Raw genomic sequence first — 26,965 nt, 5'->3', positions numbered from 1 at the left:
CGGAAATATTAGTGTTTGAAACACCATAAATGACATATGAAACAAATTTTGGAAAAATGGAAACCTACAATTAAAAGTCTAACAATTTGGAATGTTTGTAGTAAAAATACAAAAATCCGATTATTAATGGTTATTTGTGGCTTTGCTTTTCTTTTTTGTACTTTATCTTACAGATTGATAATCGTTGCTACGAATGTTTACGATAAAAATATTAATTCCTTTAAAAAAAATCGTCAATTTAGAAAAGAAATAGTTGATCGAAACGGTAATTTATTAGCAGTGAACCTACCTTCTGCCTCATTATTTGCTAATCCACAAATAGTACTTGATCCTGAAACTTCCATAAAAAAGCTAGCAGAAATTCTACCTGATATTAATAAAGATAAATTACTTGCAGAACTTAAGTCAAATAAAAGCTTTATATGGGTAAAAAGGGATTTACTACCTAGTCAGCAAGAAAAGATAACTAGCCTTGGGTTACTTGGTTTTGAATTTGAAGAAGAGCAAAAACGAATTTATACCTTTTCTAATTTATTGTCGCATGTTGTCGGTTATGTAGGTAGAGACTTGGTAGGGCTTAGTGGCTTAGAGCTCGCGTATGATAAGTATTTAACTAATTCTGATTATGAATTAAACGAACCAAAGAATCGGAAAGAACCACTTCAATTATCTATTGATATCAGATTACAAAGTATTTTAAGTGAGGAGATTGATAAAACTTTAAAGCAATTTAAAGCCATAGGAGCAGTAGGCATTATTGCTGATCCAAATAATGGCGAGATTTTAGCATTAGTAAATAAGCCTGATTTCGATCCGCATTATCCGAGTTTAGCCAAACCGGAAGAGCTGTTTAATATAGCAAGTCTTGGCATTTATGAAATGGGTTCGGTGTTTAAGGCATTAACTATGGCAGTCGGCTTTGATACCGGTGCAATAAATATGAATGATGCTTATGATATAAGCTATATGAAAGTAGGAGGATTCCAGCTTAAGGATTATACGCCAAGGCAAGGATGGCATAGTGTACCTGAGATTTTTCTATATTCTTCAAATATTGGCACAAGTCAAATTATGCTTGAAATCGGTAAAAGCAATTTTAAAAAATACCTAAAGAAATTAGGTCTATTAGATCAGTTACAAATAGAATTACCTGAACGAGGTACTCCGTTATTTCCTTCTGAGAAAAGATGGAATGAGTTAACGAGTGTTACTATGTCGTATGGCTACGGCATTTCGATTAGCCCTTTGCATTTTGTTAGAGCAATGTTACCGGTTGTTAATGGCGGTACTTTATATGATCTTACTTTATTAAAAAGAAAGGATGAAAAAGTAATAGGTACAAAAGTTTTTAGTGAAAATACCTCTACCCAAATGAAGAAATTATTTAGAGCGGTAGTAAAAGAAGGTAACGGTAAAAGAGCAGAGGTCAAAGGCTATCTTATCGGCGGTAAGACCGGTACGGCAGAAAAACTTTCACAAGGGGCAGGGGGGAAAAAGAAATATCTAAAAAATAGTAGAGCGTCATCGTTTTTAGGTATGCTGCCTGCATCTAACCCGCAATATATTATTTTTATTAGATTTGATGAGCCAAAACCGACTAAAGAAAGCTTTGGCTTTGCAACCGCAAGCTGGACGGCTGCCCCTACTGCCGGTAGAGTATTTGAACGTATGATATCTTTATATGGTTTAGAACCGATAGAACAAAGTGAGGAAGAAAGTTAAAATATTATTTAATAATTATAGATTGTGTCATTGCGAGCAGGCATTGTTGCGTAGATCGGTAAAACCTACTTGATGTCATCCCTGCCTATACGGGAATGACATAAAACGATCTGTGCAACAAAAAGCCTAAATTTTCTAGTAATGACGTATTTATAAGCTAAAAAGGAGGTCTTTATGTCAAAAAATAAAAATATAACAGATAAACCTAGTATACCTATCCCACGGCTTAAGTCTTGTGATCTAAATAATATTATATTAAAATAACTACTTATATCCACAAGTTCCGAGGCACAAGAAGAATTAGAGCTTAGCGGTAATGATACAAGACCTAACCCTAGTTGTTGTAAGTTATTGTAGAATCCATATTCATTTTTTAAAACTGTACAAAATAGAAAATTAATTTATATTTTGTATATGGTTGATATGGTCGTTGGGTGACTTCGATTTTTTTATTGTCACCCCGTGGCTTGACCACGGGGGCCAGTAAAAATGACCACACAAAATGTTGTTTATATATTCCGCAATCAAGTCTTGGAATGACACAACCTAATTGCCGATCAAGTCACGGTATGACACAACCTAATTGCCGATCAAGTCACGGTATGACACAACCTAATTGCCGATCAAGTCACGGTATGACACAACCTAATTGCCGATCAAGTCACGGTATGACACAGTACAAAACTATATAACAAAAAACTATTTATGTTGAAGATAAAACAAGAAATATATAAAAATAGCTTACAAATAATATTAAAATTGCTGTTTGCTTTGCTATGTTTTTTTATAATATTATTTCCGCTAGTGAGTTATAAAATAAATATTCATAGCAGAATCTTTCCGGCAATGGAAATGATATTTATTTATTATTTTATGTCATTATATTCCTTAAATATTTTTAGCATATTTTTTCTCGGTCTATTTATAGATCAAATGAGTGGTATACCTATCGGTACAAATTCGCTAGTTTTTTTATCAGCATATACGATTTATAAGTTATCTTCAAAATATTTTGTAGCTAAAAACTATTTAATAAATTTCATTATTTTTTGCGTTTATTGTTTATTTATATTGAATTTTAAATATTTACTAATAACGATCAAGAAGTTAGAAGCAGATGAATATTTAATAATTTTCTTTCAATTTTTAACAACTATATTTTCTTATAATATAATTCGTCTTATACTTGACTCTCCTATGAATTACTTTAAAAAGTATGCTAAATAAGAAAATACTACATGGTGAGTTAATTTCACGAAGAGCCTTTGTAATCGGATTAGGTAAACTCGGATTTTTATCGTTGCTTGGAATAAGAATGTTTTATTTACAGCTTATTAAAAGCGAAGAGTATAAGACTTTATCGGATAAGAATCGTATTAATTTCGTTGTACTTCCACCGACTAGAGGAAGAATTTACGATGTAGACGGCAATATTTTAGCTACTAATAAACCATGCTATCAGCTAGTAATAGATAGGAGCATTAATAATAATTATAGGGATGAATTAGAAATAATTAGTAATATTCTAAATTTATCTCCGGAAAAATATAATTATATTGAGCGAAAAATTAAAAAATCTAGTCGTCACACTCCTTTAATAATATTTGATCAACTTGATTGGCAGCAAGTATCAATGATTGAAGAACAAAAGCATAAACTCGCTTCAATATTTATTGATATAGGTTATTTAAGGTTTTATCCTTTTTCAAGCATTACTTCTCATTTAATTGGTTATCTTGGTCAAATAAATGAGCAAGAGAAGCAGGAATTAAATATACATAGTCTAAGCGATTTTAATATCGGTAAATCCGGTATTGAAAAATATTACGATAACAAACTACGAGGAGCATTTGGTTATAAAAAAGTTGAAGTAAACGCTTACGGTAAGCAGGTAAGAGAAATAGCAGGAACCCCTACTAAATCGGGTGAAGATATGCATTTAAATATCGATGCGTCTCTTCAGCAAAATATCCAGCAATATTTAAATCCTAAAGGTTCTTCGGCAATAGTTATGGATACTAAAACTGGAAATGTACTAATTTGTGCTTCCACCCCAGGTTTTGAATCAAATCATTTTAGTAAATTATCGGAAAATTATTGGCAAAGTTTAACGAGTGATCCTTATAAGCCTTTAATTAATAAGGTAATACAAAATTCTTATCCTCCAGGCTCGGTTTTTAAAATAATTACCGTACTTGCCGCCCTTGAAGTAGGCATTAATCCTAATAAAACCGTTTTTTGCGATGGTAGCTCTGCTCTTGGTACTAATAGCTTTAGATGTTGGAATCATAGCGGACACGGAACGTTAGATATGATGTCTGCTTTAAAGCATTCTTGTAATATTTATATGTATGAATTAGCAAGAATAGTAGGTCCGGATAAAATTCTTGAAGTTGCAAAAGAATTTGGCCTCGGCTCAAAAACTGGTATTGATTTAGCTCCTGAAAGTAGTGGGTTTGTACCGTCAAAAGAGTGGAAAAAGAAAAAATTAAAGCTTCCTTGGTCAATAGGAGATAGTTTTAATTTAGCAATAGGACAGGGGTTTCTAGGGGTAACACCGATGCAGCTTGCAAGGTTTATTACGGCTATTGCAAGTAACGGTAAACTGTATACGCCTAGAATATTAAAAAATGATCCGGAATTTTATAATGTCAATATTAAGCCCAAAAATATCACAATAATCCAAAAAAGTTTGTATAATACCGTTAATGTTGTGGGAGGTACGGCGTATTATAATAGAATTTTAGGCAAAAATAGGCAGCTCGCTGGTAAAACCGGTACTTCGCAGGTACAAGGTAAACTAAATGCTAAAGATGATTTAAGCCGTAAATCTATTGTTTGGGAGAGGCGTAATCATGCCTTGTTCTTAGGCTTCGCTCCTTATCACGATCCTAGTTATTCCGTTACCGTCTTTATTGATCATGGCGGAGGCGGTAGTAAAGTCGCCGCCCCTGTAGCTCGTAAAATTATGTCGGACGTGTTGGATAAATATTTATAGCTTTTTTCAGTTTGTAGTTTGTGCTATTATGGTGTCGTAATGTGTTATTAATTAAAGATAGGTCACAGGATGGCAAGACTGAATTTAACTATTCTGGACGAACTAAATAATAGTTTAGCATAGTCAGCAAAAAACTTAGACAGATCAAAAGGGTATATTAGTACGTAAAGCAATTGGATATTATCTACAGGAAATATAAGAAGATTCAGAAGATGCTAAAATTGCTTTGCAAAGAACTTAATGCCCCTGGTTTTAAAACTTACACTACTGATGAAGTTAGGGAATGTTAAAAAGACAAATGTTTAAAGTTATATGAGAAAATAAGGCACGTGCAGAATTAGCTGAATTGTGTGGTATCCAGAAAACAACTTAAAATACTAATAATATTAGTATTTTTAACTAGATCCCGTGATCAAGGAACTAGGTGACAATGGCAAAACTGATCCAATGCTAGCTTTATATAATTATATCTTAACTCATATTATAAAAAATACTTTATTTTAGTTAGTAGTTTGTGTTATTAATAACTAGGCTTTGCGTGCGGAAAATTAAATTAATCTATTTTTTGTTGTAAATCATAAGATTTTTTTGAAATAGGAATAACTACAAAAATCTTATTAATTTTCTTTTACAAAACCTAGGATTATTATAGAGGTATATATGTCTAAGAAAAAGCAGGACGACCAAATAATAAAAGAATTAGAAGAAAGACTAGCAAAACTTAAAGGTACTCCTCCATCACTTGAAGAATTAGAAGAAAGGTTTGCAAAGCTCCAAGATAGACCTTATATCCCCACAAAAAAATCCAATAATGAGGTAGACGATCTAATTGAGCAGCTACAATCTGAGCTTAAACTAGAACAAAAAAGTAAAAGCCTTAGTGATCAAAAAGACCAAGCAATACGTGATAGGCTAGATAAATTGAGAGAAGACAGCCCTATAATGCAAAAAAAGACACTTATAGATCTTTCTTTTAATGATACTAAATCAATAATTACCGATACTATAGATTCTCAGGCAGATATAGCTAGTTCATATGCTAATTGCTCTACCGAGTTAGAGGAGAAAAAAGCATTACTCCATTTAGCTAATAATCTAACTGAAGCGAGAGATATTATTAGGGATATACCTCCTATATCTAAAGAATATGCGCCTAAACTATTAGATGTTATTGCTAGTGGGTTAGGTAAAATTTATGAAGGAATAAAGAAAATAGCTTCGCCTGCAGTTAATATTATAAAAGACATAGGTAGTAGTCTTGTTAATTCGATTAAATCACTTCCGCACAAATCTGCCAAGCAACAAATAAAATTAAAGAAGTTATATAGAACATATGCTGATTTGAAAGGAATAAAGCCAAAGATAAAAGAAGAGTTTCTTAAAAAACATTATGAGCGAATTGATCAGCTACAAACTCCTAAGGAAATATTTGTAGAAACTGTCAAAATTACTAAGTCTATAAGGATAGCTGGAAAACAAAAGATAAATAATCTTAAACAACAAATGATTAATAGAATGAAGCAGCAAAGTCCTACTACTTTTATAAATAATAATTCATTTACACCGTCTAATACTCCTGCTAATAAAGCAAGGTCTCCCAAGAGCAACCAAAGGTAAATGCTATGTCATTCCTGCGAAAGCATGTATCTAGAAAAAGAACCCTTAATATTGGACAAAATTATACCCTTAACAAAATAAGCATATAAAAAATTTTTTATATATTCTACTGGATCCCCGCTTCCGTGGGGATGACATACTGAATGTTTGTATAAGGACCAAGATATTTAAAGATTATTCTACTCCTTTCATTTCACTTGTCTTAGCTTTATCAAACGAAGTATCTTTAATTGATGCTTCGGTAAAATCGGCATTTGTTAGGTCGGAGTTATTAAAACCCACCTGATCAATTTTAGCTAATTTAAATATACTATCTGTTAGTATTGAGTTTGAAAAATCTGTTTTAGTAAGTATTGCTGCAGAAAAATTAGCCTCTTTTAAAATAGAATTTTTTATTACCGTATTTGTTAGGTTAGCATTTTTAAAGATACTATTTGAAAAATCTACTCTATCAAATATTAAGTTGCTCAAGTCAAAATTTGTTAAATTCATATTTGCTAAGTGAGTTATTTTTTGCAAATCTTTTACCGAATTTATTACTATATTATTTGGTAGAATTTTGTTCGAATTATCACTATTAAAAATAATATTATTAGAAACATTAGTATTAATAAAACCGGAATACGCTTGGTAGTTAATATTATTTATTTGCGAATTAGAAAGGACGGAGTTAATAACCGCAGTATTTGTTAGATTGGAATTTATTAGAGCTACTTGGTTTAAATTGCCTAAAATAATTTTAACATCTGAAAAATTTACGTTTTGTATTAAAGATTTAGAGAAATTTATATTATTAAATTGTCCGTTAGTTATATTTGAGTTTATTATTTCACTACTGTTTAAGTCAGTATTAATCACTATAAATTGTTTAAAATCATTATTGCTAAAAGTATTATTAGTACAGCTAATATTATCTAAAGTAATATTTGAGCCTTTAGTTTTATTAATCCTTACAAAATTAGCATGACTATTTTTTATTGATAAATTATTAAATTTATTATCATTTAGACTCATATTATTTAATATAGCATTATCGATTTTAAAATGATTTAAAACTGAACTACTAATTGTACTATTTTGTAAATCACATTTAGTAAGGATAATATTTTGTAATGTTGAATCTTGAAAGGAAGCGTATGAAAAGAAAGAGTTATTACTTTGTACGTTATTAAAATTTACTTCATTAAAAATACTTTGTGTGAAGTTAGAATCCTTAATTATTACTGCTGTTAATTTAGTTTGACTTAGGTCGCTAGATTCAAAATAATTATTAGTAAAATTGGTATTATTTATTATACTTTTTTCTAAATCTGTACCGTAAAATATTGAATTTGTTATATTAGTATTTTTAAAGCTATTATTCTTTAGGTTAGCTTTTTGAAAATTAACACTGTCGATAGTATTATTGCTCCATAATACATGACTCAATTTAGAATTTTCAAAGTTGACATTTCTTATAGTAGTTTTATTAAAAGCAGTATCACTAAAATTTGATTGAACAAAATTTGTATTTTGTAATGTTATATTGTGAAAAATTGAACCTTGAAAGTCAGAATTATATCCAGAAATATTTTTTATTACCGAATCTGCAAAATTACTTTCTTGAATTATAGCATTTGTAAATATTGCTTTTTCTAAATTGCTACCTGCAAAATCAGCACGTAATATTTCGCAGGAAGTCAAATCTATTCCTGATAAATCTTCATGTGTTAGCTGTACTCCTATTAATTTTACTCCTTTTAAATTTGAACCAAACTTCTTTTTAAGGTTCACTTTAAGGTTTTTAGAATTTTGCGATATTATATAATTCTGAATTACCGTGCTTTGGCTATCCGTAAGTAATCCGTTCGCATCACGAGTAGATTCGGAGCAGCTGCTTAATAACAAATAAATTGTAATTATTGATATGACTTTAAGTATTTGCTTCCTCATATTCTTCTTTATTTATTCTATTTGTAGGAGGTATATGTAAGTTTAATAATTTTAATTTACGATGCAAAGCCGACCTTTCCATACCGACAAATGAGGATGTTTTTGAAATATTATTATTAAAACGACTCATTTGTGCCGATAGATATTGACGCTCAAAAACTTCTCTAGCTTCTCTAAGCGGCATAGATAACATATCAAAGCTATCTTCAAGTTTTTTAAGATTAGCACTATGTGCTAATATTTCAGAAGGTATCATATAAGGTTTGATAATTTCATTATTACCTGTAATTAACGGATTCATAATTAAAGTCCATTCAACAACGTTACGTAATTGTCTAATATTGCCCGGCCATTCATAGGATTGAAGAGCAGCGATAGTTTCATCGGCAAAGCTACGTTCTTTTAAACCTGAAAATTTTGAAAGTTGCTTAACAAAATACTTAACAAGTAGCGGTATATCTTCTTTTCTTTCATATAATGAAGGTACTTTTATAGAGGATACATTAAGGCGGTAATATAGATCTTCTAGGAATTTGCCATTATTAACTTCATCTTGGATATTTTTAGAAGTACCAGTGATGATTTTTATATCAATTTTAATATTTTTTCCGCAAGGTTTTGTAATAGTTTGATCTTTAAGGAATTTTAATAATTTTACTTGGATAGGAATAGGAATATTACTGACCTCATCTATATATAAAGTACCGTTATTGGCAAATTCTAAGATAGTAGGGCGTTTATTATTGTTTGCCTGCTTTTCCGATTCGCCGAATAATTCTTGATTGATTTTTTCCGTAGTCATACAGGTAGGGCTAAAAATAATGAACGGATTATTAACCCTTTTAGATTGTTTATGAATTAATCTTGCTGCAAGTTCCTTACCGCTACCGACTTTACCGTGAATCATTATACGACTGCTAGAGCTAGCTGCCTTTTCTATTGCCATTTTATATTTTAAAGTTACCGCACATCTGCCTACTAATTCAGTTTTATCTATAACCTTTGATTTTAAATCTATATTTTCGCGTTTTAACTTTGTTACTTCACAAGCTCTTGTAAGTAAAATAACTAATTTATCATTATTAAACGGTTTTTCTATATAATCGTAAGCACCCATTTTTATAGCATTTACTGCTGTTTCTATAGTACCGTGACCGCTAATAATTATTACCGGCATTAAAGGATAGCGTTTTTTAATTATCTCTAAAATCCCAAGCCCGTCAATTTCACTTCCTTGAAGCCAAATATCGAGTATAACTGCAGAGACTGGTTTTTCGGAAAGTATTTTAAGGGCTTGAGTACTATTAGCGGCAACCTTAGGGTTAAAACCTTCATCTTTCAAATTTGCAGCAATGAGATTTCGTATACTCTCTTCATCGTCTACTATTAAAACATCTAGTTGTGACATTATAATTTACCTTAAATATTAATACTAGGTTCTTACGCACGATTTCTAAAAAGATTTAATTTTAGCCATTTTTGCTACAAATTATAAGATTTTTTTTGAAATATGAATAACTAATTCTTTCAAAAATCTTATTAATTTTCGCTAAAAAATATTGTAAAATAGTAAATCAATTAGAAATCGTGCGTAAGAACCTAAATATATACGTTAATGCCGAATGTAAAAGAAAGCAACATTTTTTTATAACATTTTTGTCACAATAGCTATTTATAATGCAAAGGTTGGCTAAGATTACATAATATTAAAATTATTTAAGGAATTTTAATTAATTTTATTTACAGTTTGTAGTGTTATAAATGATTATATATAATGAGGGGGGAGGATATCCAAGTCGTTATTGCAAGCGACTGTAGGGAACATAGCAATCTCATGAAATAATAACAAACTCCTGAGATTGCTTCGTCAATTATTTCGTAATTTCCTCGTAATGACGACGACGATTGTGTATCCAACACTAAAACCGATTTTAAAAATTATGCTTAACATCTTTTTAATTATTATTTCATTATTTATTTGCTTAATAACCTACCTATTTATCAGCAAAACGGATATTTTTACAAATTTATTAATTTTAAATAGCTTCACGACTTTAGCGAGTTTATTTATTTGTTGTTTAGGTTTATACTCGGGCAATAGTTCATATTTGGATATAGCAATTATTTATTTTCTTCTAAGCTTTATAGCAACAAACGGATATTTAAAATATTTCATAAATGAATCGAATGAAAACAAAACAGATTGATAGACATCTTTCCAAATTACCTCTAGAAGTAGAGTTTGGGGAGATGTCTAATACGGTAATTTTAGGGTGCGGTCTGAGCGGCATGTTAACAGCGCTTTCTTTCGCCCAAAAGGGTATAAAAACTACTATATTCGAGAGTAAATCGGTAAAAAGCCTAGAGTTTTTTAAAGATATAAGAACTACTGCTTTAACACCACATTCTAAAAATTTCTTATTCTCTATTGATATATGGGAAGAGCTTGAGAAGTTTGTAGCAGAAATGCAAGACATATATGTAGTAGATAATAAGGCTTCAGAGATATTAGACTTACGAAATGACGCTGACGCTGTACTTGGATATGTGGTTAAGAATAGCAACTTTAAAAAAATGCTATTGTCAAAAATAACTAATAATCCGTTGATAACATTAATTGATAATAATCAATATCAAGAGGTTATAAGCCATAATGACTACTCGATTATAAAATTTGATGATAAACAAATTAAGTGTAATTTATTAATTATATGTGACGGAGCAAATTCAAAAGTGAGGTCTCATTATTTTGCTAATGAAATTGAGAAATCTTATCAAACTGCTCTTACATTTAATATTAAGCATGAAAAGCCGCATGAAAATTGTGCTATGGAGCATTTCCTGCCGCTTGGTCCTTTTGCTTTGCTGCCTTTAAAAGATCAATATGCTTCATCCGTAATATGGTCAACTTCTTCTGGTCAGGCTGCTTTAATTGTTAATTTGCCTGTAGAAGAAGTTAGATTTTTAACTCAAAGAAATGCCGGTAATTCCCTAGGTAAAATTACTATTAATAGTGAGATTAATAGTTTCCCACTAAAAGCCCGTATAGCAAATAGATATTTTCATAACCGTATAGTGCTTATTGCCGACACTGCCCACACAGTACATCCGCTCGCCGGACAAGGGCTTAATCAGGGTATAAAGGATATAGAGATTTTGAGTATGATCGTTAGTAATAATGGCACATTACAAGAATATCAAAAGCTAAGGCAAGAGGATAATTTTATTATGTATAAGCTGACTGATGAGTTAAATAATATTTTTTCAAATTATTCCAAAAATTTAAGATGTTTAAGACAAATAGGATTTAAGGTGATAAATAATTTTAAACCTGTAAAAAACTTGATTACTAGCTATGCGATGGGGCAGAGGTGAGTGTTTTTTGTATTATTTCTAGCTAGTTCTTGATGTCATCCCCGCGCAAGTGGGAATCTAGTAATCAAGTAATCAAGAATCGATAAAAGCATTGTTTGTTTATACTTTTTAAAAGATGGATTCCCGCTTCCGCGGTAATGACATAGAATATGAAATAACATAGAGCATAATTTTATGAGATATGCATGAGTAAAGAAAATTTAAGCAGTAAATCATCTATGAATACTCCTGAAGCAGGAATAATGCAGCAGGAAAAAGAACGCTGCAAGAGGATACGGCACTTTACGGTGTTAGAGTTGCTCGTGCCGGGATCGTTACAATTGGAGTAGCAATCGAATTGGTACAGGAGGGCAGTAAAGTTATCGTTAGTTCTAACGTTGAAAAAAAGTAGCAAAAGCTTATGATCAGGTTAACACACTTCAGCAAGGTGCAAAAATTAAAGAAAAAGGTTCCCCAAGTTTCGGTTTAGCCGATAAGGCATTAAATAAAATCAGGACACTACCCAGTGGTGAAACTGCAGCAAATGTTCTAGAGAAAACAGTAAGACATGCGGCTAGAATTGGTGGCGTTGCAGTATCGTTAGTCCTTAATCCTGCTCCCATCGGGGTTGGGCTTGCTGCACTTTCTTTATTAGCCGTTGCTTATAGTGTTGGAAGAGAAACTTTAGAAGTAACAGAAGATAAGCGTTTAGATAGAAAGAAAAAAACTTTAGAAAATATTAAAGCTAATTATGTGAAGCAAGCAGAGTTAGTAGTTACTACTCGAATAGATATAGTCCTGAACTTAAAAATTTCTTGGATACTCAATTACCTAAAATTTACCAAGAAAAAGTTGAACCTGAAAAATTAAATACAACTAGAACTAAAGAGATTTTAAAAGCAATACAAGGAAGGATACTACCTTAGAGACGTTATCTTTAGTAGCGTGAGCAAGTTCTGTGGGTGGTATTGATGCCACGATCGGAAAATAAATAAGCTTTTTTAATCCTTGATCAGAACTAATGGCTCCTGCTACATCAAACCGAGAATAATTAACTTGTCTATCAATTCTACTATACGGCATAAATGAAAAATCATCCTTAGTAGTTAATATGTTTTTTCTTTTGTAAAATCATTTATATTTGATAAAACGGCATGTCCTTTACTATCGGTTTTTACTATAAAACCAAGATCGGTAACTAAAATTAATCTTTTATCTTGAGATATAATGTTATTATTGTCTTTAGCATAAACTTTTGCTAGAAATAACCCCTTGGAATAGCTGCCTGCTTCTTCTAAATTAAAATATTTACTGAAATCTAAATCGGTATAATGAAGTAAATTTAAATTTTGAGAGTTAACTATTACTGCCTCTTGAAATACCTCGGAAATATTATACTCATTAAAGGTATATTCATTTATAAAAGTCGGATTTTGGAAAATATTATATCTATTTGTTTGGCTGATTAAATGATTAACTTTTTGCTGATTAATCTTATCGATTTCTAAATATAATTTATCTATGTCAAGTGAATATATGGGAAGCTTTCTTTCGCCGGCTAATGAAAGAATAGAACCGTTGGACATTAGCTTAACTTCTTTAGGGTTACCCGGTATTTATACGATTTGAAAATAATCTGAGCCGAGTGTTAAATTATCCGATGTTTTAACACCTTGATTTACTTTAACAAGTAAAGCTCTTGAGGCAAACGTATCTACTTTAAAACTATGCATAGTAGTAATACTTTGGGATGGAAGATAAAAGCTCAAAATTTATTTTTTACTCGATTTAAGAATATCATCGGTTATTTCTTTCGGATTTTGCCATGTATAGTTTTTTGCCTGCAACTCCTAAGAAAGCCAGTTTATCCTGCGGTAATAAAAATAATTCTAAATGTTTTTTTATTTCCTCACCCAAAACCGGTATATTTGTGGTAATTATAATTATCTGTTCCGGTTTTAGTTTATTATCTTTAACAATTGTAGCAGTACTATTAGTGATTTTTAAATATGAGGATAGACTTGGAATTAATACATTTTCTTTATAAGAATATCTTATTATTCGTATTGAATTTGATAGAAAACAGTAATTTTTCTTTAGTTGAAAATTTTATAAACTCTATTCTTTCTTCTAGAGTTTTAGGATCGATAGGATAGTTAAAAGCTATTTTAGTTTGAACGAATTTTTTGGAAATATCGATATTATCCTGTAGATAATTCATTTCTTTAATTATGTATGCTACTTACACAGCTTTACCTACAGAAGAGCAAAAAAATTTTCTACAACAACAAAATCTATCTACTCAACGAAAAGCGCTACTTCTAGGTGTTGCACAATATTATTATAAAAATAATAGTGACCATAAGGATATATTACCACGCATTTTGCAAGAGCTAGAAAGATATCTGAATAATAATCAAGAGGTTCAATAAAAAGTCTGTAATGTAACCAGTGTAAGTCCAAAAGTAGTTAAGGCAGTAGCTAGAGCTAGAAGAGATTTGATGAAATGAGAAGATGCATTAAACCCTGATACTATTGATGCAAGTAAAAAATTTGCTCCTTCAATTATTGAGGTTATAAAACAACCATATAAAATTGTATTAGATGGTCCACTTAGCAATAAAGCTCATGCTGAAATGAGAATAATACAGTATATAAAAGCACAACTTCTAGATCATGATAATCAATTAAATGCAGTAAGATATATAGGAAAAGGGGGGAATTAAAGATTAAGGACGCCCCGCTTAAAATAAACCGGAGAAAGAACATAGCAAAGATAAAGAAAATGAACCTTTGAAAAAACAAAGACAAAAGAAATTGACTGCTGACACTTCTTCTAGTGAAGCTGAAGCAAAAAATGAACCTAGGCAAAAGATAATTGCTGCTACAGTTTATAACTTTCCCTTTTCTGCAGCACAAATACAGCCTATCATTTCTATAATACAACCAAATGTACCTTACTACACTTGGAGGAAATTACAAGCTGAAAAACAATACGATGAAGTAACTTAAAAGTCAAAACTTAGCTTTTGAAAAAACAAAAGCAGATCTTGTTTATGCACAAGAAAATACCATAAAAATCTTTCAGCGGATGGGTTATACCAGGAGCTGTTAAGATATCCTGATGTGTCGGTAGAATTTCTTCAACTTCCTATTTCAGAAAAACAACAGCTAAATAAAGGAAAAGGAGCAAATAGTAAATCTAACGGTATTACTGCAGAAGACAAAGAGAATGCTTATAACAGATACTAAATATCTTTATGAGGCTCGTGATATTAAAACAATCGCTCCGGCATTAATAGATGAAACAAAAACTAATTTGGCAATTTTTCCCCAGATCAAAATGATCCAGATTATGAAACGAAGAGTGAAAACATAAAAAATATACAAGAGTCATTTCCAAAATTAACCAAAGAAAAGCCTATAATAGGAATTTATCATATACCTGGGAGGATAGGACATTGGACAAGCTTTGCTATCTTAAAAGACGAAATGATCAAAGTGGTACTACTTTATAAAGCTTCTATGGGAGGTAATTGTCCAAAAGATATTCAGAAAGCAGCAGAAATGTATTCTAATGGTCAAACTGTAAAACCCATTGTAAATAACTCCAAAGAATCAGGAGGACATTTAACTAATAAGGGCGTTGATGTTAATTGTGGTATATATGCTTTAAAAAATGCCCAAATAATATATCAAAATAAAAATAAAAAATTTTATTGAAAATTTTACAACTTGGGGCTTTGGCCCTTTTACTGAAGCACAAGCAGCAAGAAATGATCAATTTTAAAAAATATGTAATTGGTACATAAATCAGTTACTTGATCAGAAGATAGAATCACAGTTAACGAAATACATCTCTGACTACCATAAAGAAGAACTTAAAATGCTTCAAACAATATTAGGCATAGAGAACTGTGAAATATTAGATAGTACATTCTCGACTACTAAATATAATAAATAATAAGCCTAAATTATATTTGGACCTTGTGGGAATAAAAGAAAAATCAGGTGAGTATAGCTATAAATATCAAATATCTACTCCTATAAGCAATGCAAAGTTGGTAAAAGAAAAATTAGAGAAAGTTCTTGGTATATCATATGATGAATCAAAAGAGACTAAGCCTATAGAAGGCATAAGTTATATTGTAGCTCCTGATGAAATTAAAACACTGATAAAACTAACATCACATATTGAAAAAAAGAATGTTGAGGCAATTAAGATAAATTTAAAAGCTGCTTATAAAGCTGATGTTGTTAATCTACCAAATGTTCTGAATGTTAATTACGATTAAGAAATAATAGCAGAATATACAATGAGTGTATCCCAGCCGACTTCACATGTAAATCCTCTCAATTTATCTTCTCATTTGAGTCCTAGGAATCGTGATAAAGAAACACTGGATCCGTATCTTAACGCACAAAATAAGGATATAAATTTTCCAGGAGACTCTAGTCATCAGTTAAGTTCTAATAGTAGTGATAAGGATATGCAAACTACACCCCCACCTGAATTTAATGAAACGATAGATGACTTAAAAGCAGAAAATCAAATCCTCCAGCAAAAAAATGAAAACCTAGAAAAAGATAATAACAGCAACGAAGAACTAAGTATAATCTGTAAACCTATAAATTTTTATGATAACATTATGGCGGTCCCTTCAAAAAGCCTAAATCCTACTTCTTTCCGCTTTCAACCACTTGGCAGCTCACCTCAAGATACTCCCCAAGCTCTGTTCCTACTGATGATGTAGAAAGTGGTGAAATGCGCTCTACACCTAACAGTATTGAGGAGTTGCAAAGTAAAAGCTCTAGCGCTTCTCAAGACTTATTATCTAGTAGCAGTAGTGAAGAAGAACTAATATTTAATAGGAACATATTACCTCCCGATAATGAGTTGCCACGTAAAAATTCTAGCACAAATACAAATAAACGCAAACATATTGCCCGTGAGAATGAAGAGTTAAAGCTAAATGATAGCGAAGATGAGGTAATAGCAGTGTTAAGCAGCAGTTAAGTAAAAAACTTAAAGTAAGCAACTTTGATGAGGTGATGCCCATACTTTTTGATCTAGTCAAAAACTTAAAATTTAGTAATCTTACTCGCGTCGGAAAAGAAAACCTTACTAATTTATTATTACGAGAAGAGCTAAATATAAATGGAAAATATAATTGAACCGAGCGTTTAGCGGCTGTAAATGATAATAAAGAGTTACTGAATAAGTTTGATAGAGAAGCGGTAATTACGGCAAATATAGCTTTTAAAGCAATTGATACAAAAGCAGCTGCAAAAACAGGCTCAGTAGAAATTAGAGCAGAACATAATCATTTAACTAATTATACTAATAACACTAAAGCACTAATCGCTGAAATTCAAGCAGGTACTATTAATAAAAATACGGTAATAGCTACTGAACATAAGCAAATATGGCGAAAATCTTGGTATGAAAGACGTAATTAAAATAACAACTATATTAGAGTATAATGAAAAAAATCCTGATACTCCTATAAAACGACCTGCAGAACTAGAAAATACACCTATATTATAAGATGCTCTTTATATATAAGATAGCTAAAGACAATAAAAATATGACGAGCGTAATTAATGAGATTCGTGGTACAGGATATAATGTAATTGCAAGTGTAGGCTCTAGTCATCTGGTTAATTTAGAGAAAAACTTAGAAAACGGTAAAAAACATGATATAGAATTTAGTCACATACCTAGAAAAATACTACAGAAAGCTTTAAATATTGGAAGTGCCATTCCAACAGGAATGGTTAACATGAGAGCAAGCACTAAAGGTAATAGCATGGTACAACAGAAAGCTTTAAACGATCAGTCAAGAAGAAATATCTCAACGGGGAGATAACTCTATATAGAAGAAAAATCTTTATTTCCCAGGAATAAATGTGTTTCTTTTTTGCTTAAATCTCACTTGGTAAAGCTAAATCCACCTCGCTCAAAATAAGTTCTTTATCCTTTACATAGGTAATTGTGTTTAAGAAGTCAAGATAAGAGCTAATTTTTTGGCTTTTCCTTTTTCTACAAGTCTTTTATAAAAAGGGTTCACTGCAGCATTATATCCTACAGACGTAACAGTTGCCATATATAATGCTACCCGCATCGTTTTTCTACCATCTTTAGTTTTTGCTAACCTAACACTTAAACCTGAAAAACTTGATTTTCTGCATCCGCCGTTTGATTTATTCATAAAAGTGAAAGAAATTGAAGAATGGCGCACCCGAGAGGAGTCGAACCCCTAACCTTATGATCCGTAGTCATATACTCTATCCAATTGAGCTACGGGTGCTAAGTTTGAAGTATTTTTAAGCCTTATTTCTTGTTGCTAACATACGAAGGAGCATATATAAAAGCATAGCATTTGTCAAGAAACATAGAGTATTCTTATGTTTCTCTGAATAATAAAATATAAAAGAGGTTCATAAATTGATATGAGAAATAAAATTAATCATAATTTACTTACTTTGGATTAATATGACTGCACAAGCAGACAATATATCGGAAAGTGCTAAAAAAAATTTAGCGATAATTAACTCTTTAAATGTTGAGGAAAAGTGGCAAAAAGGTAATGCAATAAATTGTAAGTCGGGAGAAACTTTATTAGGAGAAACAGAAAAATATAACTCTCCTAAGTTAAAGCGTTTGACTCATTGTAGTTGTTTTGCATATGCTGTTAGTGCAGCCTTAGGGCTTCCAAATCAGTCTCTACTTCCTCATCCTAAAAGCGATAAAGAATTTATACCTACTTTATCAAATAAGCAAGCTGAGTGGCTTGAAACAGACGGAATCAAGAACGGATGGCATGTTATGAAAGTAGGAAATCGTGATGATAGTTTTATTCAAGCACAAAAATTTGCTAATCAAGGATATTTTTTTGTATCCGTATATAAAAATGCTAATCCAAAAAGAGCAGGGCATATTGCCGTTGTAATACCAAGTAGTAAGGATATAGAGAAAATAAAAAATGAAGGACCGGACACGGCTCAAGCCGGTAATATTAATTTTTCCTGTGGCTCTTTGAAAAAGGGTTTTAGGAATAAAAAGGATGCATTTAAAAACAACGAAATAAAATTTTATTATTATAAAATATAACAGATGTCATCAGTAAGGTAACCGGATAGTTTTTATTCTATGTCATTCCTGTGGGGCATTGCCTGTGTGGATCGATTTCCTGTTGTCATCCCGTGGCTTGACCATGGGATCTATAAATATGATAAAAAAATACTAGTATTTTTAACTGGACCCAGCAGGTACAGGCTACGGGGTGATAATAGTGGAGTCGATCTATGCAGGCAATGTCTTCCTGCAGCAACGGGCCCACCAGTGTTTTAAGTTATTTTTTTGGATACCGTGGTCAAATCACGGTATGACACAGTGGATTTTACTGATTCACGCACCAATGTCTTGCGGGAATGGTGCCGATTTATGCAACAACGTCCCTGGTTTGTAGGGATGACATAATCAGCTTTTTTAGTTATTGGCTATTTTAGAGATTTATGCAACAGCATCTACCCATGAAATTTCTATGCTACCGGTGAGATCCACTTGAGGAGTTTCGCTGTAGCTTGGTAAGCTATCATACACAAGATGAGCTAAGCCGGCTATGCCGTTTACTATCCTTGCTGTATTTTCATAAGCAAATTTTGTTGCTTCTATTCCTGTATAAGTCGTATTTTTTAATAACTCAAATGTATTCTTCGGCGAATATGCAAGAGCTGCTCCAGCGCCAATCCCTATATCAACTGTAGGATGAGCATAAAATTTCCATGCAGCTGTTGGATATTGATGCTTTTACAAATGTAGGCATAGCCCATCCAAAAGCGTGTCCTGTCATTACTTTACCGGCTACTACTTCATAAGTACAAGCACCCATAAAAGCACTACCAAGTACTTTATAACCGTAACCAGCTGCTGTACCAGCAGATGTTGCACAACCTACAGCAGCTTCTATAGCATTTGCAAAATGAGCTGTAGCATTAGCAAAATACTCAAATGTTGCTTCAGACGCTTTTACTCCTGCATATGTAGTCGAATTATTTACTACTTTTTCAGGTGATATGTTATTAGAAATTGTATTTAAATTTAAATAGATCGCTAAATATAATTTTCCCCTTTTAAAAATTTTGATTAAATTTAATTTTTACCTAAAAAAGTAATAATTAATATATTCTCACTGAATATTATAATGCGTTATTGATAGTTCCTTTTGTGTCTTAAGTGCATTACGCACTAATAGACTGTCGCGTGTCAAGAGAGAATATAAATTTTTACTGCAATACCTAACAAATATATTCTATCATTGACCGTCTATCTCATATGTGGTTATGTCTATACTATTCTAAAAAATATTATATGTAATGATGTTATTTAAAATAAATCCTGAATGGATATTGAATTTTAGAAGTGAAATGTTAACTAGCTGGTTTAAAATATTTCCCTTTTCCGCTAGTGATTATTTTTACATTACAATTATTGCGATTGCTTACTGGCTAAATTCAAGAAAGAGATTATTTTTGGATTTAGGCTGGCTTATATCATTTGCAACATTATTGAATGTTATTATTAAAAAAGTTTTTTCTATTCCTCGTCTGTCTAGTACATTACATATGTTACCTATTAATGATGGATCATTTGGTTTCCCTAAAAATAATATCTATCACAATTATTATTAATATTATGCTTTCACGCCTATATCTTGGAGTACATAGTATATATGATATTATAGGTGGTATGATTTTTGGAGTGTTAATTGTTTTGGTTTATAGAAGTAATTTTATGTAAGCACAAATAAGTAGATGGGAAAATAGTGCTAAATCTTATCATTATATATTGGCTTTTGTGATAGGTATATGTTTCTTTTTATGGAAAGACAGTCCTTTTCCCTTACTGCTTTTATTACCAATAGGAACTTTATTGGGTTATGGTATCGTATATATTTATTTTTAAATACTGATTTGATCTTAAATAATGCTCAAAAAACTATAGATATAATTATTAGTTTCATTCTGTTATTCTTTTTTTATAAAACTTTTCCTATAATAAAAAATTCAACAATATTATTTAATTTTACACTTTTGCTTAAATTTGCTTTATTACCTGTTTTGATTTATATTTTACTTCCTATGATGCAAAGAGAACTAAAAAATAGATTAAATTTCTTTCACAAAATACCAATGTACAGATTTACAACTATTCACATGATAATCTAATATATCAAGTATTGACAAAGTACTTACATTCCTTATAACATTGAGAATGGTTGTATTATGAGTATCAAACTAGATTCTTACAAACAAGATATTGAAGATAATTTTGAAAAGCAGTAAAAAATTGATGATAGAAGTGAAATAGCTTTGCTTCAAAAATTTGCAAAAGCACATCTTAGTAAAAAAGGATCTGTTACTATTAAGATCGCAGAACATAACATAGAAGCAATAAAAATTAAAGATTCTAAGCATGGTTTGCCTTATCAGACCTATCTTAATATGCTAATTCATTCAGACGCTACTAAACTCTAAATATTATGACCACGTATAGATATAATCATGAAAAGAACGTTAAGTTATTGCATGAGCGTGGTATAGGCTTTGAAGAAATAATACAGAAATTTTATATGTTCGCATGATTACGCAAGTATATGTAGTACTTTATAAAAGGTGATAAAGATGCTATTTCCCTTAACACTTTATTTCCTAGCAGAAAAGCAAAAAAGGAATTTTTAAAAATAAGAAATAATATATGTGTTTTATAGAAGAATTCGTAAATAAAGGATATTTCCATCAATGTACCGATTTGGATCGGTTAACTGCTATAATGACAGAAACAAAAATAGCTGCGTATATAGGCTTTGACTGTACTGCTACATCACTCCACATCGGTAGTTTAATGCAAATAATGATTCTGCGGTTGCTCCAGCAGCACGGGCATAAGCCTATTGTAATTATCGGTGGTGGTACGAGTAAAATCGGTGATCCTACTTGGAAAGACGAAGTGCGCAAAATTTTAAGCAAAGAAGATATAGCTAAAAATGCCGAAGGTATTAAAAAATCTTTGTCAAAGTTTATCAAATTCGGTGACGGTAAAAGTGATGCTATTATGCTGGATAATGCAGAGTGGTTAGATTCATTTAATTATCTAGATTTTCTACGGGATTTCGGTAGCTATTTCTCGGTAAACCGTATGCTGACTATGGATTCGGTAAAACTAAGGCTTGAGCGTGAGCAGCATTTAAGCTTCTTAGAATTTAACTATATGTTATTGCAAGCCTATGATTTTTACTATTTAAGCAAGCATTACAATTGCAGCTTGCAGCTTGGCGGTAGTGATCAGTGGGGCAATATCATAATGGGAGCGGATTTAATTCGTAAAATAAGTGGCAAAGAAGTATTCGGTATGACGACACCGCTACTTACGACTAGTTCCGGTGCTAAAATGGGCAAGACTGCTGCGGGAGCAGTATGGCTTAATGAAGATTTGTTAAGCCCGTATGATTATTACCAATATTGGCGTAACTGCGAAGATGCCGACATAGTTAGATTTGCCAAATTATATAGCGAATTCACTCAAGAAGAGCTTAATAGGTTTGAGAGTTTAGCGGCAGAAGATGTTAATGCAGCTAAAAAACAGCTTGCTTATGAGCTAACTAAGCTTTGTCACTCGGAGCAGGCAGCAAAATCAGCTCTAGAAACTGCAGTAAAGATATTTGAAGAAGGACAAATCGATGAGAATTTATCTACAGTTGTTTTAGAGCAGGAAGTATTACAAGCAGGTATTAGTGCATATGAATTATTTCATGAAGCAGGGCTTGCTACTTCTAAATCGGAAGCACGCAAGCTTATAAGAGGGAATGGTGCTAAGATAAATGATAGATTAGTCGAAGATGAAAATATGATAATTGACACTAATTTCTTACTCGATAAAAATATTATAAAGCTCTCTGCCGGTAAGAAGAGACATATATTGGTTAGGGTTTGAATATTTCCCTAGATTACCATGCTCCCTTCAGTTGCAGCATTATTGTATGGATCAAATATATTATGTCTAATTGAAACTACAACTTTCAATTAGACAAATTGTATATTTTCTATCTAATGGGCCCTTATAACATAAGTTAAATTCAAATTTAAACAGTAATGACTAAAATAAGGCTTGATGAATATTTGCTGCAAAAAGGTTTTGTAACAGATATTACCATAGCACGAAGTTTGATTATCCAAGGTAAAGTACATAATAAGCATGAGCAGTTAATTAAGCCTGGGATACAGGTTAATATAAATGACACCGACATTAAGGTAAAGCTACCGAAGCATAATTATGTTTCAAGAGGGGCATTAAAATTAATTGCTGCTTTGGATTATTTTAAAATTGATCCCGAAAATTTAGTTTGTATTGATATTGGTAGTAGCACCGGCGGTTTTACAGAAGTATTACTTGAGCGTAAAGCAAAATTAATTTTTGCTGTAGATGTCGGTTATGGCGAACTTCATCCTAAATTACGCGATAATCCACACATTAAGGTGCTTGAGAAGACTAATGCACGATATTTAACCAATAAACAAATAATAACAAAGCCTGATTTAATTGTTTGCGATGCCAGCTTTATTAGTTTAACTACTATATTACCGACTGCACTAAATTTAGTTAAAGAAGATTGCATGCTTATTGCTTTAATAAAACCACAGTTTGAGGTCGAAAAGCATGAAGTAGAGCAGGGAGGAGTTATTAAAAATCCTCTCTTACATCAAAAAGTATGCGATAAAATCAAAGATTGGCTTGAGAAAGAGCATAATTTTAAAATATTCGGTATAATAGCAAGTCCAATACTAGGAGCTCAGGGGAATCAAGAGTTTTTAATATGCGGAAAAAGAAAAACGGTTATTTTTCTATAGTTTATCCTTAATTAAATTTTTATGGAAATTTAGCAACTAAATATGAAGCAGTGGTAAATGAATTTTTTAATAGTAATAGTTTTAATACTGAAAAACCTGAGAAAGGAATACAGCCACATGAAATGAAAAATTTTTTAAATCTTACCAGCAGTAGTATTCTAAAGGTTTTAAGTGCATATAGCGAAACAGATGAAGTAGATCTTTTAGAAGTGATCCAATCAGCATTAGAGAATGATCATAAATTTAAAAGGGCGGTATCAAAAATTGTTGGTATACACATGTAGGGCGTAATATGCCTTCAGAGTTATATCAACCTTGTTGCTGAAGAGCTTATATCAAATGTAGATGAGGGTAACAAGCTGGTAACGGAAATATTAAATATAGTAGGAAAGCATTTTGTCAGTGCTGAAAAGAAGCAATATGATGAATTAAAAGCAAAGTATAATATAGAAAGTTTTGAAAGTCATAAAATAAAAATCGAAATAGAAAGTGCTGATAAAAATACGGCAAAAATAAAATTTTATAGACAAAATGAACAAAAGTAATACCACACAAATATGGGCATTATTACTGTTAAAGTAGGAGAAAAATACAGTGAATTTACAGTTATAAAAACCGGTCATGATGAAGAAGGTCATTATTATGAATGTTTAATAAAGCAAAATCCTAATGGAACTGTAACAAATTATTTATTTGATTCTGAGAATCAGCTGGCAAAAGTACACCCTTCATATATTGAATCAGATATCGAAAACAATAAAGACATCGTTCTTATCAGCGGTAGGTCGGGGGAGAGAGCCATTCTCTATTTCTATAATTAATAGTATAACAAATGAAGAAAATGTTAAGCCTCCCGCCGTTATGCACATTATTCACTCTACTAGAAATAAAAACAGTGATACATTTCAATTAGATACAGTTGTAAAAAAATTAACTGATATTGCAGCAATATGTGATACTGAAATTCACTATGATAAATTTTATACTCAAGATAGTTATAATAATATTAATGAGAACGATAATATACATAGCTTCATGTAGAAGCATTTTGTTCATCAGGAAGAGACTATGATCCATCTCTAAGTGGACCAGGAGGATTATCGAGTATTTGTCCCTTTATGAATATAGTTTTACAAAAATATAAAGTTAAATATTGCTTATATATTCTAATTAGTGTATTTTTGTTGCGGATAAGCATTATAAAAATTATAAGAGGTGGGTTTATCCCACCTTTTTTGTTATAAATATCAAATATGCAAACTATTGAACAACAAATAACAAACGTAATAGAAGAATCCTTGACGGATATGGGGTTTGAGTTAGTTCTTGTTAAGTGTAAAGGTGTTAACCCTAAAGTAGTCGAGATATTGATTGATAGCTTAAACGGCGAAAAAATATCTGTAGAAGATTGTACTAAAGCAAGTAGGACTATCTCCGCTATTCTAGATGTTGAAGATTTAATAGAAACTGCATATTCTTTAGAGGTAGCATCAAGCGGTCTTGAACGTCCGTTAGTAAAGTTTAAAAATTATAATAGATTTTTAACAAGAGAAGTTAAAATCAAACTTAAAGCATTACTGAACGGCAAAACTCGTTATCAGGGTAAAATAATTAAAGCCGAAAATAATGAAATATATTTAAAATGTGAAGAACAAGAAGTACTAATTGATTATGATTTAATTAAAAATGCTAATCTAGTTTTAACTGAAGAAGTATTTAAAAAATTGCTAAAGCAATAAGAGATAATGTATGTCTAGTATAGGTAATGTAGAAATTTTACAAATTATAGATTCTGTAGCCCGTGAGAAAGGAATATCAAAAGAAATTTTGATTTCAACGGTTGAACAAGCGGTACAAGCAGCAGGACGAAAAAAATACGGTAATGAATATAATATTAAAGCTCAGATAAATAGGAAAACCGGTGAGATAAATCTTTTAAGGATCTTAAAAATAGTAGAAGATGTAGAAGATTACTTGACGCAAATCTCACTTGAAGAAGCTTTAATAAAGAATCCGGAAGCTAAAATCGGTGATGAGATATATGAATATTTACCGCCGATTGATCATGCTAGAGTATCGGCTCAAGCTGCAAAACAAGTGATAACTCAACGTGTTATAGAAGCTGAACGTGAAAAACAATATCATGACTTTAAAGATAGAAAAGGCGAAATTATAAACGGGATAGTTAAGAGAATAGAATACGGTGATATAATAGTTGACTTGAATCGTGCTGAAGCAATAATAAAAAAAGATCAATTAATTAAGGGTGAGAATTTTAAACCTAATGATCGTATAAAAGCATATGTACAGGATGTAAGGCAAGAAACAAAAGGACCGCAGATTTTCTTGTCTAGAGTAGATAACCAAATGCTAGTTAAACTATTTAAGCTGGAAGTACCTGAAATTCTTGAAGCTATTATTCAAATAAAATCAGTAGCACGTGATCCCGGTTCAAAAGCAAAAATAGCGGTATTTGCTTCGGATAGTAGTATAGATCCTGTAGGCTCATGTGTAGGTATTAGAGGTAATAGAGTAAAAGCCGTAACAAATGAATTAAACGGAGAGAAAATTGATATAGTATTATGGAGTAATGATCTTGCACAGTTTATAGTTAATGCTCTTGCACCGCTTGCCCCTGGGGAAATCACAAAAATTTTGATTGATGAGGATAGGCATAAGGTAGAAGTAGTAGTTTCGCAAGAAAATCAAAGTATTGCAATAGGTAGAAGAGGGCAGAATGTTCGTTTAGCTTCTCAGCTTACAGGTTGGAATATCGATATAATGACCGAAGAGCAAGAATCAAAAAGACGAAATGAAGAGTTCTTAACTTCTACGGAATTATTTATGGAAGCTTTAGATGTTGAAGAAGTTATAGGTCAGCTTTTATCGGTAACGGGTTTTAATTCAGTAGAACAAATTGCTAGTAGTGAGATTAGTACTTTAACAAGAATCGAAGGCTTTGAGGAAGAACTTGCCATAGAGATTAAAAATCGAGCTATTAATTACGTCGACCTTAAGAATGAAAAGATTATCAAAAAGCTAGAGGATCTAGGAGTTGAGCAAGAATTAATAGATATATTAGAATTATCGCTTGAATTAATATTAAAATTTGCCGAATATGGTATAAAGACCATAGAAGATTTAGGAGAGATGAGCGTAAATGAATTTAAAAATTTAGCTCCAAATTCTAATATAACGGACGAAAATATTAAATTGCTGATTAAAACTGCTAGACAGCATGGTGAATTGAAGGATAGTTAGTGGGTTGAATGTATGGTGTATGTCATTCTTGCAAAAGCAGGCATCCAGAATAAACAGCTTAGTAATTAGGGTATCCTATAAAAATAAATTTTAGTAGATTCCCGCTTTCGCGGGAGTGACATAAACGAGCCATCAAGCAACGCTGCTTTTAGCTAGGAATGACATAATCAA

The 26,965-nt window shown here is 31.5% G+C and carries 28 protein-coding genes, 1 tRNA gene and 5 pseudogenes; 27 read left to right on the top strand and 7 right to left on the bottom strand.

What is annotated here, in order from left to right; all coding sequences use genetic code 11:
• Nucleotides 1-36 precede the first annotated feature (36 nt).
• The 4 genes from QUD19_RS06360 (at nucleotide 37) to QUD19_RS06345 (ending at nucleotide 6,337) form a co-directional block, all read left to right on the top strand.
• Entirely contained in the window at nucleotides 37-1,722 is a 1,686-nt protein-coding gene (locus QUD19_RS06360) for a peptidoglycan D,D-transpeptidase FtsI family protein (RefSeq protein WP_498808050.1), read from the top strand.
• A 705-nt stretch (nucleotides 1,723-2,427) separates the two neighbouring features.
• Nucleotides 2,428-2,949 carry a hypothetical protein gene (locus QUD19_RS06355; protein ID WP_498808049.1) on the top strand — a complete coding sequence of 174 codons (522 nt, stop codon included), beginning with the start codon at nucleotides 2,428-2,430 and terminating at the stop codon, nucleotides 2,947-2,949.
• The gene (gene mrdA / locus QUD19_RS06350; RefSeq protein WP_498808048.1) at nucleotides 2,939-4,720 is read left to right on the top strand and encodes a penicillin-binding protein 2; all 1,782 of its coding nucleotides are present in this window, start codon (nucleotides 2,939-2,941) and stop codon (nucleotides 4,718-4,720) included. Before QUD19_RS06355 ends, mrdA begins: the two co-directional genes overlap by 11 nt.
• Before the next feature lie 660 nt (nucleotides 4,721-5,380).
• A complete protein-coding gene (locus QUD19_RS06345) occupies nucleotides 5,381-6,337 on the top strand; it encodes a hypothetical protein (protein ID WP_498808047.1) in 957 nt (318 codons plus the stop codon).
• A 174-nt stretch (nucleotides 6,338-6,511) separates the two neighbouring features.
• On the opposite strand, the gene QUD19_RS06340 is transcribed toward QUD19_RS06345, so the two are convergent.
• Both QUD19_RS06340 and QUD19_RS06335 read right to left on the bottom strand, forming a co-directional pair.
• Nucleotides 6,512-8,257: a pentapeptide repeat-containing protein gene (locus QUD19_RS06340; RefSeq protein ID WP_498808705.1), complete on the bottom strand. Its 1,746-nt coding sequence runs from the start codon at nucleotides 8,255-8,257 to the stop codon at nucleotides 6,512-6,514.
• Complete coding sequence (locus tag QUD19_RS06335) at nucleotides 8,250-9,677, bottom strand: sigma-54-dependent transcriptional regulator (protein ID WP_498808046.1); 1,428 nt, start codon at nucleotides 9,675-9,677, stop codon at nucleotides 8,250-8,252. Before QUD19_RS06335 ends, QUD19_RS06340 begins: the two co-directional genes overlap by 8 nt.
• Nucleotides 9,678-10,209: 532 nt before the next feature.
• Between QUD19_RS06335 and QUD19_RS06330 the strand changes: the two genes are divergently transcribed.
• The 3 genes from QUD19_RS06330 (at nucleotide 10,210) to QUD19_RS06320 (ending at nucleotide 11,973) form a co-directional block, all read left to right on the top strand.
• Entirely contained in the window at nucleotides 10,210-10,476 is a 267-nt protein-coding gene (locus QUD19_RS06330; protein WP_014392375.1) for a monovalent cation/H+ antiporter complex subunit F, read from the top strand.
• Nucleotides 10,457-11,644, top strand: a complete 1,188-nt coding sequence (gene ubiH, locus QUD19_RS06325; protein WP_498808044.1) for a 2-octaprenyl-6-methoxyphenyl hydroxylase — start codon at nucleotides 10,457-10,459, stop codon at nucleotides 11,642-11,644. The genes QUD19_RS06330 and ubiH overlap by 20 nt, the downstream gene beginning before the upstream one ends.
• Nucleotides 11,645-11,829: 185 nt before the next feature.
• Nucleotides 11,830-11,973, top strand: a complete 144-nt coding sequence (locus tag QUD19_RS06320) for a hypothetical protein (protein ID WP_498808042.1) — start codon at nucleotides 11,830-11,832, stop codon at nucleotides 11,971-11,973.
• Nucleotides 11,974-12,063: 90 nt separating this feature from the next.
• Here the strand turns inward: QUD19_RS06320 and QUD19_RS06315 are convergent, their stop codons facing one another.
• Together QUD19_RS06315 and QUD19_RS06310 are read right to left on the bottom strand one after the other, a co-directional pair.
• A complete protein-coding gene (locus QUD19_RS06315; RefSeq protein ID WP_498808041.1) occupies nucleotides 12,064-12,246 on the bottom strand; it encodes a hypothetical protein in 183 nt (60 codons plus the stop codon).
• 347 nt (nucleotides 12,247-12,593) lie between these two features.
• Nucleotides 12,594-13,856, bottom strand: a pseudogene (locus tag QUD19_RS06310) (alpha-2-macroglobulin family protein); the annotation flags it as partial.
• Between QUD19_RS06310 and QUD19_RS06305 the strand changes: the two are divergent.
• The 8 genes and pseudogenes from QUD19_RS06305 to QUD19_RS06270 all read left to right on the top strand — a co-directional run bounded on the left by QUD19_RS06305 (nucleotide 13,855) and on the right by QUD19_RS06270 (nucleotide 17,493).
• Nucleotides 13,855-14,055: a hypothetical protein gene (locus QUD19_RS06305; RefSeq protein WP_498808039.1), complete on the top strand. Its 201-nt coding sequence runs from the start codon at nucleotides 13,855-13,857 to the stop codon at nucleotides 14,053-14,055. The pseudogene QUD19_RS06310 and the gene QUD19_RS06305 overlap by 2 nt on opposite strands.
• Nucleotides 14,056-14,319: 264 nt before the next feature.
• Nucleotides 14,320-14,509: pseudogene (locus QUD19_RS06300) on the top strand (hypothetical protein); the annotation flags it as partial.
• 240 nt (nucleotides 14,510-14,749) lie between these two features.
• Nucleotides 14,750-14,875: a hypothetical protein gene (locus QUD19_RS06295; RefSeq protein WP_498808037.1), complete on the top strand. Its 126-nt coding sequence runs from the start codon at nucleotides 14,750-14,752 to the stop codon at nucleotides 14,873-14,875.
• 240 nt (nucleotides 14,876-15,115) lie between these two features.
• Complete coding sequence (locus QUD19_RS06290; RefSeq protein ID WP_498808036.1) at nucleotides 15,116-15,346, top strand: hypothetical protein; 231 nt, start codon at nucleotides 15,116-15,118, stop codon at nucleotides 15,344-15,346.
• Nucleotides 15,347-15,612: 266 nt separating this feature from the next.
• Complete coding sequence (locus tag QUD19_RS06285; protein WP_498808034.1) at nucleotides 15,613-15,918, top strand: hypothetical protein; 306 nt, start codon at nucleotides 15,613-15,615, stop codon at nucleotides 15,916-15,918.
• A 21-nt stretch (nucleotides 15,919-15,939) separates the two neighbouring features.
• On the top strand, nucleotides 15,940-16,377 hold the full coding sequence (locus QUD19_RS06280) for a coiled-coil domain-containing protein (protein ID WP_498808032.1): 438 nt from the start codon (nucleotides 15,940-15,942) through the stop codon (nucleotides 16,375-16,377).
• Between the two features lie 11 nt (nucleotides 16,378-16,388).
• Entirely contained in the window at nucleotides 16,389-16,640 is a 252-nt protein-coding gene (locus QUD19_RS06275; protein ID WP_498808030.1) for a hypothetical protein, read from the top strand.
• Between the two features lie 571 nt (nucleotides 16,641-17,211).
• Nucleotides 17,212-17,493 carry a hypothetical protein gene (locus QUD19_RS06270; RefSeq protein ID WP_498808028.1) on the top strand — a complete coding sequence of 94 codons (282 nt, stop codon included), beginning with the start codon at nucleotides 17,212-17,214 and terminating at the stop codon, nucleotides 17,491-17,493.
• A 129-nt stretch (nucleotides 17,494-17,622) separates the two neighbouring features.
• Here the strand turns inward: QUD19_RS06270 and QUD19_RS06265 are convergent, their stop codons facing one another.
• Together QUD19_RS06265 and QUD19_RS06260 are read right to left on the bottom strand one after the other, a co-directional pair.
• The gene (locus QUD19_RS06265; RefSeq protein WP_498808027.1) at nucleotides 17,623-17,835 is read right to left on the bottom strand and encodes a hypothetical protein; all 213 of its coding nucleotides are present in this window, start codon (nucleotides 17,833-17,835) and stop codon (nucleotides 17,623-17,625) included.
• Between the two features lie 22 nt (nucleotides 17,836-17,857).
• Nucleotides 17,858-17,934 (bottom strand) — tRNA-Arg (locus QUD19_RS06260).
• Between the two features lie 185 nt (nucleotides 17,935-18,119).
• Here QUD19_RS06260 and QUD19_RS06255 point away from each other — a divergent pair.
• On the top strand, nucleotides 18,120-18,737 hold the full coding sequence (locus QUD19_RS06255) for a hypothetical protein (RefSeq protein ID WP_498808025.1): 618 nt from the start codon (nucleotides 18,120-18,122) through the stop codon (nucleotides 18,735-18,737).
• 402 nt (nucleotides 18,738-19,139) lie between these two features.
• Here the strand turns inward: QUD19_RS06255 and QUD19_RS06250 are convergent.
• Nucleotides 19,140-19,452 (bottom strand): annotated as a pseudogene (locus tag QUD19_RS06250) (hypothetical protein).
• Between the two features lie 550 nt (nucleotides 19,453-20,002).
• Here QUD19_RS06250 and QUD19_RS06245 point away from each other — a divergent pair.
• From QUD19_RS06245 to nusA, 11 genes and pseudogenes are all read left to right on the top strand, one after another.
• Nucleotides 20,003-20,317 carry a hypothetical protein gene (locus QUD19_RS06245; RefSeq protein WP_498808716.1) on the top strand — a complete coding sequence of 105 codons (315 nt, stop codon included), beginning with the start codon at nucleotides 20,003-20,005 and terminating at the stop codon, nucleotides 20,315-20,317.
• Complete coding sequence (locus tag QUD19_RS06240) at nucleotides 20,265-20,426, top strand: phosphatase PAP2 family protein (protein ID WP_498808024.1); 162 nt, start codon at nucleotides 20,265-20,267, stop codon at nucleotides 20,424-20,426. The genes QUD19_RS06245 and QUD19_RS06240 overlap by 53 nt, the downstream gene beginning before the upstream one ends.
• 485 nt (nucleotides 20,427-20,911) lie before the next feature.
• Nucleotides 20,912-21,163, top strand: a pseudogene (locus QUD19_RS06235) (CopG family antitoxin).
• Nucleotides 21,164-21,168: 5 nt separating this feature from the next.
• Nucleotides 21,169-21,396, top strand: a pseudogene (locus QUD19_RS06230) (hypothetical protein).
• On the top strand, nucleotides 21,384-22,619 hold the full coding sequence (gene tyrS, locus QUD19_RS06225; RefSeq protein WP_498808022.1) for a tyrosine--tRNA ligase: 1,236 nt from the start codon (nucleotides 21,384-21,386) through the stop codon (nucleotides 22,617-22,619). The pseudogene QUD19_RS06230 and the gene tyrS overlap by 13 nt, the downstream one beginning before the upstream one ends.
• 158 nt (nucleotides 22,620-22,777) lie before the next feature.
• Nucleotides 22,778-23,533, top strand: a complete 756-nt coding sequence (locus tag QUD19_RS06220; RefSeq protein WP_498808020.1) for a TlyA family RNA methyltransferase — start codon at nucleotides 22,778-22,780, stop codon at nucleotides 23,531-23,533.
• Between the two features lie 50 nt (nucleotides 23,534-23,583).
• Nucleotides 23,584-23,817: a hypothetical protein gene (locus QUD19_RS06215; protein WP_498808019.1), complete on the top strand. Its 234-nt coding sequence runs from the start codon at nucleotides 23,584-23,586 to the stop codon at nucleotides 23,815-23,817.
• Nucleotides 23,818-24,090: 273 nt separating this feature from the next.
• On the top strand, nucleotides 24,091-24,354 hold the full coding sequence (locus QUD19_RS06210; RefSeq protein WP_498808018.1) for a hypothetical protein: 264 nt from the start codon (nucleotides 24,091-24,093) through the stop codon (nucleotides 24,352-24,354).
• A gap of 40 nt (nucleotides 24,355-24,394) precedes the next feature.
• The gene (locus QUD19_RS06205) at nucleotides 24,395-24,574 is read left to right on the top strand and encodes a hypothetical protein (RefSeq protein ID WP_498808017.1); all 180 of its coding nucleotides are present in this window, start codon (nucleotides 24,395-24,397) and stop codon (nucleotides 24,572-24,574) included.
• 212 nt (nucleotides 24,575-24,786) lie between these two features.
• On the top strand, nucleotides 24,787-25,272 hold the full coding sequence (rimP, locus tag QUD19_RS06200) for a ribosome maturation factor RimP (protein WP_498808015.1): 486 nt from the start codon (nucleotides 24,787-24,789) through the stop codon (nucleotides 25,270-25,272).
• Between the two features lie 10 nt (nucleotides 25,273-25,282).
• Nucleotides 25,283-26,794, top strand: coding sequence for a transcription termination factor NusA (gene nusA, locus QUD19_RS06195; protein WP_498808013.1), 1,512 nt, complete (start codon nucleotides 25,283-25,285; stop codon nucleotides 26,792-26,794).
• Nucleotides 26,795-26,965 lie beyond the last annotated feature (171 nt).

The organism is Candidatus Rickettsia kotlanii (assembly GCA_030295365.1).
Classification (GTDB): Bacteria; Pseudomonadota; Alphaproteobacteria; order Rickettsiales; family Rickettsiaceae; genus Rickettsia; species Rickettsia kotlanii.
This window is presented reverse-complemented; position numbering and strand designations above follow the sequence as displayed.

Bases quoted from the DNA above. Each gene is read 5' to 3' on its own strand.
- QUD19_RS06315 (WP_498808041.1), bottom strand. From the start codon at position 12,246: ATGGGAGCAGGATTAAGGACTAACGATACTGCAACGCCACCAATTCTA.
- QUD19_RS06220 (WP_498808020.1), top strand. From the start codon at position 22,778: ATGACTAAAATAAGGCTTGATGAATATTTGCTGCAAAAAGGTTTTGTA.
- QUD19_RS06275 (WP_498808030.1), top strand. From the start codon at position 16,389: ATGCGCTCTACACCTAACAGTATTGAGGAGTTGCAAAGTAAAAGCTCT.
- QUD19_RS06305 (WP_498808039.1), top strand. From the start codon at position 13,855: ATGTATGCTACTTACACAGCTTTACCTACAGAAGAGCAAAAAAATTTT.
- QUD19_RS06280 (WP_498808032.1), top strand. From the start codon at position 15,940: ATGAGTGTATCCCAGCCGACTTCACATGTAAATCCTCTCAATTTATCT.
- ubiH (WP_498808044.1), top strand. From the start codon at position 10,457: ATGAAAACAAAACAGATTGATAGACATCTTTCCAAATTACCTCTAGAA.
- QUD19_RS06360 (WP_498808050.1), top strand. From the start codon at position 37: ATGAAACAAATTTTGGAAAAATGGAAACCTACAATTAAAAGTCTAACA.
- QUD19_RS06355 (WP_498808049.1), top strand. From the start codon at position 2,428: ATGTTGAAGATAAAACAAGAAATATATAAAAATAGCTTACAAATAATA.
- QUD19_RS06210 (WP_498808018.1), top strand. From the start codon at position 24,091: ATGGGCATTATTACTGTTAAAGTAGGAGAAAAATACAGTGAATTTACA.
- tyrS (WP_498808022.1), top strand. From the start codon at position 21,384: ATGTGTTTTATAGAAGAATTCGTAAATAAAGGATATTTCCATCAATGT.
- QUD19_RS06320 (WP_498808042.1), top strand. From the start codon at position 11,830: ATGAGTAAAGAAAATTTAAGCAGTAAATCATCTATGAATACTCCTGAA.
- QUD19_RS06255 (WP_498808025.1), top strand. From the start codon at position 18,120: ATGACTGCACAAGCAGACAATATATCGGAAAGTGCTAAAAAAAATTTA.
- QUD19_RS06240 (WP_498808024.1), top strand. From the start codon at position 20,265: ATGATGGATCATTTGGTTTCCCTAAAAATAATATCTATCACAATTATT.
- QUD19_RS06265 (WP_498808027.1), bottom strand. From the start codon at position 17,835: ATGAATAAATCAAACGGCGGATGCAGAAAATCAAGTTTTTCAGGTTTA.
- QUD19_RS06330 (WP_014392375.1), top strand. From the start codon at position 10,210: ATGCTTAACATCTTTTTAATTATTATTTCATTATTTATTTGCTTAATA.
- QUD19_RS06290 (WP_498808036.1), top strand. From the start codon at position 15,116: ATGATCAAAGTGGTACTACTTTATAAAGCTTCTATGGGAGGTAATTGT.
- rimP (WP_498808015.1), top strand. From the start codon at position 24,787: ATGCAAACTATTGAACAACAAATAACAAACGTAATAGAAGAATCCTTG.
- nusA (WP_498808013.1), top strand. From the start codon at position 25,283: ATGTCTAGTATAGGTAATGTAGAAATTTTACAAATTATAGATTCTGTA.
- QUD19_RS06245 (WP_498808716.1), top strand. From the start codon at position 20,003: ATGATGTTATTTAAAATAAATCCTGAATGGATATTGAATTTTAGAAGT.
- QUD19_RS06205 (WP_498808017.1), top strand. From the start codon at position 24,395: ATGCACATTATTCACTCTACTAGAAATAAAAACAGTGATACATTTCAA.
- QUD19_RS06270 (WP_498808028.1), top strand. From the start codon at position 17,212: ATGACGAGCGTAATTAATGAGATTCGTGGTACAGGATATAATGTAATT.
- mrdA (WP_498808048.1), top strand. From the start codon at position 2,939: ATGCTAAATAAGAAAATACTACATGGTGAGTTAATTTCACGAAGAGCC.
- QUD19_RS06345 (WP_498808047.1), top strand. From the start codon at position 5,381: ATGTCTAAGAAAAAGCAGGACGACCAAATAATAAAAGAATTAGAAGAA.
- QUD19_RS06335 (WP_498808046.1), bottom strand. From the start codon at position 9,677: ATGTCACAACTAGATGTTTTAATAGTAGACGATGAAGAGAGTATACGA.